This is a genomic window from Kitasatospora sp. NPDC091257, assembly GCF_044757675.1.
Classification (GTDB): Bacteria; Actinomycetota; Actinomycetes; order Streptomycetales; family Streptomycetaceae; genus Kitasatospora; species Kitasatospora lactacystinica.
Window position 1 is genome coordinate 1 of sequence record NZ_JBIVVI010000151.1, and the last position, 11027, is coordinate 11027.

Genomic DNA, 11027 nt, shown 5'->3' on the forward strand with positions numbered 1-11027 from the left:
TGGTGAGGACGACGGTGGGGGCGATGGTCCAGCGGGCGGCGATGGTGGCGATGGCGAGGACGGCCTCGGTGGTGCCGAAGACGTCGCCGATGCAGCGACGGGCGCCGAGGCCGAAGGGCGCGTAGGTGCCGGGTGCGGGGCGGGCGGTGGTGAGCCAGCGGTCGGGGTCGAAGCGGTCGGGGCGGGGGAAGAGGTCGGCCCGGCGGTGCAGCAGGTAGGGGCTGTAGAGCAGGGTGGCGCCGGCCGGGACGCGGTGGCCGCCGAGCTCGGTGTCGGCGGTGGCGGTGCGGCTGAGGATCCAGGGCGGCGGGTAGAGCCGCAGGGTCTCGCTGACGATCCGGGCGGTGAGCGGCAGGGCGGGCAGGTCCTCGTGGCGGGCGGGCCGGCCGTCCAGGACGGTGTCGAGTTCGGCGTGCAGCCGCATCCGGACGGCCGGGTTGGCGGCGAGCAGCGTCCAGGCCCAGGAGAGGGTGGCGGCGGTGGTCTCCGTGCCGGCCAGCAGGAAGGTGACCACCTGCTCGTGGACCTCGGCGTCGGTCAGGCCCCGGCCGTCCTCGTCCGTGGCGTCGAGCAGCGTGGAGAGCAGGTCGTGCCGGTCGGTGCCGGTGGCGCGGTGGTCGGCGATCAGCCGCCGGGTGATCTCCCGCAGGTCCTGCCGGGCGCGGCGGAAGCGGCGGTTGCCGGGGGTGGGGAGGCGGTCGGCGCCGGGCAGCGGCAGCATCACCCGACGGCCGACGCCGCGGGTGACGGCGTCCATGGACCGGCGCACCGGCAGGGTGCCGGCCCGCTCGTGCGCGGCGAACAGGCAGCGGGCGGTGACGGCGGTGGAGAGGCGGTGCATCGCGGTGGGGACGTCGATCACGTCGCCGTCGCGCCAGCGGGCGGTGGCGCCGCCGATCTCCTCGGCCATCAGCGCGGCGTAGCCGGGCAGCCGGTCGCGGTGGAACGCGGGCTGCAGCATGCGGCGCTGGCGCCGGTGGGCGGCGGCGGGGCAGGTCGCGAGGCCGTTGCCGAGGACCTCCCGGGCCTTGTCGAGGAGGGGCCCGCCCTTGTCGAAGGTGCGGTCGTCGGCGAGCAGCCGGCGGACCAGCTCGGGGTGGCAGACCACGTACGCGTGGAGCGGGCCGAGCCGCAGCCGGACGAGGTCGCCGTGGGCGGGCAGGCCGGCGACGAACTCGTGCGGGCGGTGGAGGAGGGCGGGGGCGTGGCCGAGCAGCGGGAGGCCGCCGGGGGCGGTGGCCGCGGTGAACCGGGTGGTCGGGAAGAAGGGGGTCGGCACGGGCGTCACCTTGGTTGGGGCGGGAGGACCGGGACGAATCGCGAACGTGATCTTTCCCGGCGGCGTGCGGCGAAACGATCGTGGACGGGCGGACGGGGTGAACGCGGGGGCGCGAGCCGAACGGTCGTGCGCCCTCGAAGATTTGAGGGAGCGTTTACCCGTCGGTGTCGACCCCGGTCGGGCGACGGCCGCCGGTCGTGCCTACACTCGAAGCCCTGCGAGATTACCGGTCAGTAGAGCCGGGCAGGTACGACCAACCGGTGCGATCGCCGGACGGTGGAACGTCCGGCAGGGAGTGGGGAGTTCGGATGACCGACGAGCGGGTCCACGCGTTCGCCGACGACGCCCTGGGCGCCCACGACGCGGTGGCGCTCGCCGCGCTGGTCCGGGCCGGCGCGGTCAACCCGAGGGAACTGGTCGGCGCGGCCGCCGACCGGGCCGCGCGGGTGGACGGCACGCTGCTGCCCGTCGCCCATGCTTCGTACGACAAACCGCGGATCAGCCGGGAGGGGATCGGCGGTCCGCTCTGGGGCGTACCGACCTACCTCAAGGACAACGTGGACCTGCGCGGCCTGCCGACCGCGATGGGCAGCGAGGCCTACCGCGCCCGCCCGGCCCGCCGCAACGCGCGCTTCACCGACCAGTTCCTCTCCACCGGCCTGGCCGTCCTCGGCAAGACCAGACTGCCCGAGTTCGGCCTCAACGCCTCCACCGAGTTCGCCACCGCCCAGCCGGTGCGCAACCCCTGGAAGCCCTCGCACTCGCCCGGCGCGTCCTCGGGCGGCGCGGCGGCCCTGGTGGCCGCCGGCGTGGTGCCGATCGCGCACGCCAACGACGGCGGCGGCTCGATCCGCATCCCGGCGGCCTGCTGCGGGCTGGTCGGGCTCAAGCCCACCCGGGGCCGACTGGTCACCAACGCCCAGAGCGGCAAACTGCCGATCGACCTGGTCACCGACGGCGTGCTGACCCGCTCGGTGCGCGACACCGCCGCCTTCTTCGCCGCCGCCGAGCGGCACCGCGGCAACCCCGGGCTGCCCCCGCTCGGCCTGGTCGAGGGGCCGGGCGATCGGCGGCTGCGGATCGGCCTGGTGGTGGACTCGCCGATCGCCAAGACCGACGGGCCGACCCGGCAGGTGGTCGAGGAGACCGCCGCCCGGCTGGAGGCGATGGGCCACCTGGTCGAGCCGACCGCACTGCCCTTCGGCGAGGAGTTCTCCCGCGACTTCGTCAGCTACTGGGGCTACATCGCCTGGGCCATCGCCGCCACCGGCCGGCTGCTGATCGACCCGAGCTTCCGGGCCGGGAAGCTGGACGGCCTGACCACCGGACTGCGCCGCCGGTTCCAGGCGGAGTTCCCGCAGACCCCCGGCGTGCTGCGGCGGCTGCGCCGGGCCGAGGGCGTGTACGCGCGGATCTTCCGCGACCACGACGTGATCCTCTCCCCGGTGCTCGCCCACACCGCCCCGCCGATCGGGTACCTGAGCCCGAACGTGGACTTCGACGAGCTGATGGACCGGCTGATGCGCTACGTCGCCTTCACCCCGGTCAACAACGTGACCGGCGGCCCGGGCATCGCGCTGCCGGCGGGCTCCGAGCCGGGCGGGCTCCCGGTCGGGGTGCACCTGTCGGCGGCGCACGGGCAGGAGCGGCTGCTGCTGGAGCTGGCCTTCGCGCTGGAGGCGGACCGGCCCTGGCGCCGGATCCAGGACTGAACCCGGCGGGGCGGGGCGCACCCGGCGGACCCGGGACCGAACCCGCGGGTCGGGGACCGAACGCCGAGGGTCCGGGACCGGCCGCGCGCGCTCAGGGCGCGGGGGTTCGGGGCATCGGCGCGACCACCGACCGGGCGGCGCGCACCTCGTGGTGGAGCCGGGCCAGCGCGCAGTCCGGTGCCAGCGCGTCCGGCTCCGCCCCCGGCGGCGGCCCGCCGGTGCGCAGCGCCTCGGCGAGGCCGGTCAGCTCCCGGGTGACGGTGGCGACCTCGGCGGCGGTCGGCACCGGAGCGCCGTGCTCGATCCGCACCCGGGTGGCGGTGGTGGTGTCCACGATCCGCTCGACCGCGATCACCACCGGCCAATAGGCCTCCGCCCGGGCGCCGACCGGCGGCGGCTCGGTGAGCGCCCGCTGGAACTCGCTGCGCACGGTGGACAGGTCCCGGTAGAGGCGGCGCCGGTAGCGGGCGCGGGCCGGTTCGTCCCGTCCGGGCGCGGTGGCGAGGGCCAGCGACACGTACGAGGCGGTGTCCTGGACGGCGTCGGCGAGCCGGTCGCCGATCCGGGTGTGCCAGGAGTCCGGCCACAGCAGGTAGCCGACCAGCAGCGCGATGCCGCAGCCGATCAGCGAGTCGTAGAGCCGGGGCGGCACCAGGTGGAAGCCCTGGTGGTTGAGCAGGTCGGAGAGCAGCAGGATCACCGGGGTGATGGCCGCGGTCTGGAAGGCGTACCCCTTGGCGGACAGGGCCGGGATCAGGGCCGCCAGTGCCGCCATCACCGGGACGTCCCACCAGCCGTGCGGCACCTCGGCCAGGACCGGGACGGCGATCAGCAGCCCGGCGGCGGTGCCGAGCGCGCGCAGCACCGCGCGGGAGAACACCGAGCCGAAGTCGGGCTTCATCACGAAGGTCACGGTCAGCGTCACCCAGTACGAGCGGGGCACCGCGATCACCGAGACCAGCACCTGTGCCAGCCCGATGCACAGTGCCAGCCGCAGCCCGTACCGCCAGGACGCGCCGGACAGCAGCAGTGCCCTGGTCGCCCGCCGGGCCCTGACCTCGATCCCGGCGGGGCGGCCCAGCCGGTCGCCGGTGGCGTACGGGTCGGGTGCGGCCTCGTGCACGACGACGGCGGCGTGCCCGATCGCCTGGACCAGCGCGCGGGTGGACGGGCCGGCCGGGACCGGCAGGCCGAGCGGCGGGGGCGGGCCGGTGCGGTTCTGCTCGACGGCGTCGGCCAGCGCGCGCACGGCGGCCGGGTAGCCGGCGGCCAGCGGGCCGAACTCGGGCGGGCGCAGCTGGGCCGCCGAGGCCGCCTCGACCACCGGGATCACCGCGTTGAGCTGGGCGAGCAGCCGCACCAGGGTGGGTGAGCGGCCGTGCCGGCGGGCCCGGCGGGCGAGCAGCAGGTCGTAGGACTGGTTGAGCGACCGGGTGAGTTCGCGGCGGCGTCCGTCGTACTCCGGAGTGCCGGCGGCCTCCAACAGGTCGGCGACCGCCCGGTAGGTGCCGGCCACCACCGCCCGTTCGGGGACGCCGACGCGCAGCGGCCAGGCGAGCAGGGTCAGGGCGAGCACCACCAGGCCGCCGAGCAGCAGCAGGGCGGGCGGCAGCCACCAGGGGGAGGGCAGTGGCAGCCCGGCCCCGACGACCGCGTTGAGCAGCAGGAGCAGTCCGGAGACGGAGGCGACGGCGCCGATCGAGGAGATCATGCCGGAGACCAGCGCGACGACGGTCACCGTCGCGACGGCCGTCCAGCCGGCGCCGAAGACCAGGGTGCCGAGCAGCATCCCCAGGGCGCCGAACAGCTGGGGCACGGCGATGTTGTAGACCCGCATCCGGTACGCGTCGGCGGTGTCCCCGATGACTCCGGACAGCGCGCCCATCGACACCAGCGCTCCGTAGGCGGGCCGTCCGGTGGCGGTGCCCACCGCGAGCGGGGCGGCGAGGGCGACGGACGCGCGGGCGACCGCGGCCCAGGGGACGGGCGCGGCCCGGGGCCGCAGACCCTCGGTCAGCCACGGGGGAGCCGTCAGCGCGGGTGCCATGAGCCCAACGTACGGCCGGCCCGACCGGTTCACCGTGCGCGCGAATATGTCAATTCCAGAAACATACCCGCTCTTATGTCAGTCTCCGAAACATAAAGCGAACCCCGAGAGGCGTCGTGAGCTGCGTTGATTTCCCAATCGGTAACCCGCAGGAAAGGGTTGACACCATTAGTTGGTCTAGTCCAACGTATGGGGAGCGCGGTTCGGCAAAGGCTGATGCGGGGTGAGGTGCCTTGCCGGGCGGGAGAGTTGGCCCCCTGACGTGGCGCTGTTCCGCGCCCGTGGGCCGAGGCGAGAAGGACCGTATACGGACGGCCCTCCGGGTCGGACTCGAATTCCTGTTGCGGCCGGTGGCCGGCCGTCGACTCGCCGTGCCCGCATCGAGCCCGCGAGGAAGCGCTGCGTCGACTACGAACCATGGAGTGACTGCCCATGCCGAGCCCTGCCGAACACCCCGACGGACCCGACGGGGAATACCTGTACCGGGCCGCCTCGCAGCGCCCCTACTTCAGTGCCGACACCGAGAGCTACCTCGCCCCGGCCGCGCTGCGCGAGATCCGCAAGAAGCACCCGCTGCGGGTGCTCTCGGAGGAGGACCACGCGTTCTGGCGGACCTACGGCTACGTGGTGGTGAAGCAGGCGATCCCGGCCGGGGCCGCGCGCCGACTGCTCGACTTCGCCTGGGAGTTCCAGGGCCTGTCGCCGGACCGCCCCGAGGACTGGTACCGCGAGCGCGAGTACCGCGACGAACTCGACCGGCACCTGCACGTCTACGGCTTCGTCGAGGCCTACCACCACCAGCTCATCTGGGACAGTCGCCAGTCGCAGCGCGTCTACGACGCCTTCGTGGACGTGTGGGACTGCGAGGAGCTCTGGGTCACCCTCGACCGGCTCAACCTCAACCCGCCGAACGTCCGCAACCGCGACCGCGCGCTGATCGAGCCCACCGACCGCGGCTTCGACATCGAGCTGCACTGGGACGTCGACACCACCCGGGACATGCTGCCGCAGCGCGTCCAGGGCATCATCGCGCTCAACGACACCGCCCCCGACCACGGCGGCTTCCAGTGCGACCCGGAGCTGTTCCGCCGCTTCGACGAGTGGCGGGCCGCCCAGCCGGCCGACCGCGACCCGATCCGCCCGGACGTCGACCGCGCCGAGTTCCCGGTCGTACGGCCCGAGTTGGAGGCCGGTGACCTGCTGATCTGGAACGGCCTGCTCGCCCACGGGGTGGCGCCCAACACCTCCGCGGGCGGTGTGCGCGCGGTGCAGTACCTGTCGATGATGCCCGCGCTGGAGGAGTCCGAGAAGCTGCGCCGCTCCCGGGTGGAGTCCTGGCGCACGCTCGGCACGCCGGACTGGAACCGCACGCTGGTCGGCGACGCCGACCGGCCCGAGGCGCAGCGCTACGGAACCGCCGAACTCAACGAGCTGGGGGAGAAGTTGCTCGGCCTGCGGTCATGGAGCGGCAAGCCGTTCGACGAATGCGGGGACACGGGGGAGCGGGAATGCGCGACGTCTGCCTGACTCTGCCCACCAACCGCGCGTGCGCGGACACCATCACCGCGATCGGCGCCGAAGCCGCCCACGCCGTACGGCGGTTCGGCGTCCGGGTGCACCTGCTGGTGCTGGACTCCGCCGAGCCCGCGGACCGTGCCCGGCACGCCGGGGCCCTCGCCGGCCTGCCGGCCGTCGACGGCGTGGTCGTCCACCACCTGGACGAGGACGCCCAGCGCGCCTTCCTGCGCGAGGTGATCGACCGCTCCGGCGCGGCCGACCCGGACCGGCTGCTGCGCCTGATGCTGCCCGACGCCGTCTCCTACGGCGCCTGCACCAACCGGGCGTTCCTGCTGGCCGCCGCCCTCGGCTGCGCGTCGGTGCACCGCCGGGACTCCGACAGCCGCTACCAACTGCTCGACGGCGAACCGGTGTTCCCGATCGAACACGAGCTGGCCACGCTCGGGCTGAAGGCCGCCGACGCGGCCGCCGCCGTCACCGAGAACACCCTCGACGCGGCGCACGCGGACAAGCCGGTCGCACTGGTCGGCGCCTCCTTCATCGGTGAACTCTCCGTCGACGTCGGCGAGATCCGTGAACTCGACCCCGAGGTCCACCACGACGTGGTCGCGCTCTGGGCACCCACCGGCGCGAGCGAGGAGGAGAAGCGCGAACTCGTCGCCGAGTCCTTCACCGGAGGCGGCACCGAGCCCTTCACCGCCGACCGCGCGGTGCTCGACCTGCCCGACATCTGGCACATCGACATGTGCAACATCGGCCTCCACCACGAGGTGTACGAACGGGTGCCGCTGCCGCCCGCCACCGACACCATCGGCAGCGACTACTTCCTGCACCACCTGGTGCGCGACGCGACCCTGCCGGGCGTCACCCACAACCGCCACATCGTCAACTACCACACCCCGGAACGGCGCACCGGCCCCGGCTTCACCGCCTACCAGCTGCGCTACGCCAAGTTCCTGCTCTCCATGCTCTACCTCTACCCGGTCTACTCCGAGATGGAGGCGGCCGGCGGCGCCCTGCTGGACGAACAGCACCGCGTCCGCCCCGAACCGATCGCCGAATCCGCCCGTCGCAGCGCCGCGACGGACCGCGCGGAGAACCACCGCAGGCTCGCCGAACTCGACCGCTGCTACCGACGCCTCGGCGGAAAGTACGCCGAGTTCGCGGACCACCTGGCGCCCCTGCGGGCACGCCTGCTCGACGAGGCGCAGACGGACATCGAGGACTTCGCAGCGCTGATCGACGCGTGGGGCCCGCTGGTGCGGGCGAGCAGGGCCACCCCCGTCGACCGGCGGCCACGCTAGCCGGACGGGGAACTCCACGTGATACGCCAGACCACCAGCCATGCCACCGGCCATGCCGCCGGCCACACCACCGGCCGCGCCGGCGGCCACAGCGCCGCCCACCCGCCCGCCCACCGCGCCCCGGCCGTCTCCGCGGTGCACACCGAGACGCGCCGCGCCGACGAGCACGACCGCACCGCGCTGCGCGCCGCACTCGCCGCCGCCACCGACGACCGGATCATCTACGACCTCGACGGCATCGGCCGCCAGTACGCCGCGCTCTGCGCCGAACTGCCCGGCGTGGCCGTCCGCTTCGCGATGAAGGCCTGCCCGGTGGACGAGGTGCTGGACCACCTCGCCGCCCTCGGCTCGGGCTTCGACGCGGCGAGCCCGCAGGAGATCGCCCAGGCGCTGCGCACCGGCGTGCCGCCCGAACTGATCCACTACGGCAACACCGTCAAGTCCGACCGCAACATCGCCGAGGCCCACCGGCTGGGCGTGCGGGACTTCGCCACCGACAGCCTGGAGGACGTCGCGGCGATCGCCGAACACGCCCCCGGCGCACGGGTGTTCTGCCGCATCGCGACCACCGGCGAGGGCGCGCTGTGGGGCCTGAGCCACAAGTTCGGCTGCTCGCCCGAGGACGCCGTGCGGGTGCTCGACGCCGCCCGCACCGCCGGGCTCGTGCCGTCCGGACTGTCGGTGCACGTCGGCTCCCAGCAGATGACCGCCGAGGCCTGGAGCGCCGCCGTCGAGTCGCTGGCCGCCGTACTGGAGGCGCTCAACTGGCGCGGCATCACCCCGACCCGGATCAACCTCGGCGGCGGCCTGCCCGCCCTCGGCGTCCTCGACCGCGGCGGACGCCCGCTCGACCCGCCGCTGGACAAGATGTTCGCGGTGATCCGCGAGGGCATGGAGCGGCTGAGCGCCGTCAACGCCGCGCCGCTGGAGTTCCTGCTGGAGCCCGGGCGGCACCTGGTCGCCGACCACGGCGCGATCCGCGCCCACGTCTCCCGGCTCACCTCCCGCCACCGCCCCGACGGCACCCGGGAGGACTGGCTCTACCTCAGCTGCGGCAAGTTCAACGGCCTGTACGAGATGGACCAGCTCCAGTACCGGCTGGAGTTCCCCACCCACCCGGGCGGGCAGTTCGTCAACGCCGTGGTGGCCGGCCCGACCTGCGACAGCGACGACGCGTACGCCCAGGAGGGCGGCCTGGTGCGCGTCCCGCGCGCGATCGGCTCCGGCGAACCGGTCTGGATCCACTCCTGCGGCGCGTACGCCACCGCCTACGCCACCCAGGGGTTCAACGGCTTCGCGCCGCTGCCGTACAGCTGCATCGGCGGGCGCCGCGACGGAGGAGAGAGATGAGCGAGTACCACATCCGGCTGCTCCGGGAGGAGGACTGGGACGAGGTGGTCGCGCTGGAAGAACGCGCCTACGCCGCCAGCGGCCTGTCCGAGGGCCGCGAGGCGCTGCGCTCCCGGCACCGGGCCTCGCCGGACACCTGCTTCGTGCTGGAGCACCCGGGCGGCCTCGGCGGCTACCTGCTCGCCCTGCCGTACCCGCTGTTCCGCTGCCCGGACCTCGGCCGCGGCGAGGACGGGGCCGACGCGGGCGAGCGGCCGACCAACATGCACGCCCACGACCTGGTGATCTCCGAGGACCTGCGCGGCCGGGGCCTGTCCCTGCGGCTGCTGCGGCACCTGGAGCACACCGCCCGGACGGCCGGCTACCGGAGCGCCTCGCTGGTCGCCGTCCGCGGTTCGCACGTGCTGTGGACTCCGCTGGGCTACCGCGCCCGGCCCGAGATCGACCTGCCCGAGAGCTACGGCACCCGGGCGGTCTACATGGCGATGCCGCTGGACGCCGTCCCGGTCCGGCCGCTGCCGCACTCCACCGCGATCCGCGGGCCGTACTCCAGAGCCGAAGTGGGCTGATACCGATGTCCCCCGTTCGCGACGACTTCCGCCGGTCCCAAGTGGCCATCGGCGCCCTGTTCTTCGTCCTCGGATTCCAGTACGCGACCTGGGTCTCCCGGGTGCCCGCGCTCAAGGCCCGGCTCGATCTGGGCGAGGCCCAGATCGGCCTGCTGCTGATGACCTGCGGAATCGGCGCGGCGGTGTCCTTCCCCCTGGTCGCGGTGCTGACCCGGCGGCTCGGCTCCCGCCTGCTCTCGGTGCTGTCCGCGCTCGCCCTCGGCGTGATCCTGCTCGCCCTGTCGGTGGTGCCGAACTACCCCGTGACGCTGCTGGTGCTGTTCTTCGACGGCGTCGCGGTCGGCTGCCTGAACGTCGCGATGAACGCCCAGGGCGCCGCGCTGGAGGCCCGCTTCGAGCGGGCCACGATGTCCCGGCTGCACGCCACCTTCAGCGCCGGTTCGCTGCTCGCCGCCCTGCTGGCCTCGGGCGTCACCTCCGTCACCGGCACCCTGGCGGTGCACTTCGGGGTGGCCGCCGCGCTGCTCGCGGTGCTGGTCGTGGCGGCCCGGCCGGGGCTGCTGGCGGACCGGCCGGCCGAAGCCGCCGAACCGGAGGAGAGGAAGCGGCGCCGCGGCTTCGTGCTGCCGACCGTCGCGACCCTCTGGATGGGCCTGGCGATGGTCTTCGGCACCGTCACCGAGGGCGCCATGAACGACTGGTCGGCGCTCTACCTCAAGGACTACGTGCACGCCGGCGCCGGGCTCGCCCCGATGGGCATCGCGGTGGTCTCGGTGATGATGGTCTGCGCCCGGATCTTCGCGGACGGCTGGCGCACCCGCTTCGGCGACGGCCGGATCGTGCGCACCGGCAGCCTGCTGGCCGGCCTCGGACTCGCCCTGGCCCTGGCGGTCGGCGGCGTGGTCCCGACCCTGCTCGGCTTCGCCTGCGTCGGCCTCGGCGTGGCCGCGGTGACCCCGTGCGTCTACGTCGCCGCCGCCCGGCAGGGCGCCGACGCCCTCTCGCTGGTCGCCGCCATGGGCACCACCGGCCTGCTGGCCGGCCCCGCCGTGATCGGTTTCATCGCCGGTGCCACCAGCCTGCTCTGGGGCATGGCCGCCGTCGCCGCCTCGGCGGCCGTCGTCTCCCTCTGCGCCACCCGGATCCGCTGGCCCGGCCAGGGCACCTCCGCCGCCCCCGCCGACCCTCTGCTCGCCGCCGACCCGAGCTGACCCCTCCCGCACGCCCGCCCGGGACCTCGCGCACCCC

General features: G+C 74.3%; 8 protein-coding genes. 6 read left to right on the forward strand and 2 right to left on the reverse strand.

What is annotated here, in order from left to right; translation table 11 throughout:
- Positions 1-1279 (reverse strand): cytochrome P450 (locus ACIQOV_RS09915; protein ID WP_401046925.1); only part of this gene is annotated, 1279 nt, incomplete at its 3' end.
- A 308-nt stretch (positions 1280-1587) separates the two neighbouring features.
- Here ACIQOV_RS09915 and ACIQOV_RS09920 point away from each other — a divergent pair.
- Positions 1588-2991: an amidase gene (locus ACIQOV_RS09920; protein WP_401046927.1), complete on the forward strand. Its 1404-nt coding sequence runs from the start codon at positions 1588-1590 to the stop codon at positions 2989-2991.
- A 91-nt stretch (positions 2992-3082) separates the two neighbouring features.
- Here ACIQOV_RS09920 and ACIQOV_RS09925 read toward each other — a convergent pair whose 3' ends face one another.
- The gene (locus ACIQOV_RS09925; protein WP_401046930.1) at positions 3083-5038 is read right to left on the reverse strand and encodes an FUSC family protein; all 1956 of its coding nucleotides are present in this window, start codon (positions 5036-5038) and stop codon (positions 3083-3085) included.
- A 432-nt stretch (positions 5039-5470) separates the two neighbouring features.
- Here ACIQOV_RS09925 and ACIQOV_RS09930 point away from each other — a divergent pair, with 432 nt between their 5' ends.
- The 5 genes from ACIQOV_RS09930 to ACIQOV_RS09950 all read left to right on the forward strand — a co-directional run bounded on the left by ACIQOV_RS09930 (position 5471) and on the right by ACIQOV_RS09950 (position 10990).
- A complete protein-coding gene (locus tag ACIQOV_RS09930; protein ID WP_401046933.1) occupies positions 5471-6565 on the forward strand; it encodes a phytanoyl-CoA dioxygenase family protein in 1095 nt (364 codons plus the stop codon).
- A complete protein-coding gene (locus tag ACIQOV_RS09935; protein ID WP_401046936.1) occupies positions 6547-7860 on the forward strand; it encodes a DUF6271 family protein in 1314 nt (437 codons plus the stop codon). Before ACIQOV_RS09930 ends, ACIQOV_RS09935 begins: the two co-directional genes overlap by 19 nt.
- A 180-nt stretch (positions 7861-8040) precedes the next feature.
- On the forward strand, positions 8041-9210 hold the full coding sequence (locus tag ACIQOV_RS09940; protein ID WP_387688293.1) for a type III PLP-dependent enzyme: 1170 nt from the start codon (positions 8041-8043) through the stop codon (positions 9208-9210).
- A complete protein-coding gene (locus ACIQOV_RS09945; RefSeq protein WP_401046939.1) occupies positions 9207-9779 on the forward strand; it encodes a GNAT family N-acetyltransferase in 573 nt (190 codons plus the stop codon). Before ACIQOV_RS09940 ends, ACIQOV_RS09945 begins: the two co-directional genes overlap by 4 nt.
- A gap of 5 nt (positions 9780-9784) precedes the next feature.
- A complete protein-coding gene (locus ACIQOV_RS09950; protein WP_401046941.1) occupies positions 9785-10990 on the forward strand; it encodes an MFS transporter in 1206 nt (401 codons plus the stop codon).
- Positions 10991-11027 lie beyond the last annotated feature (37 nt).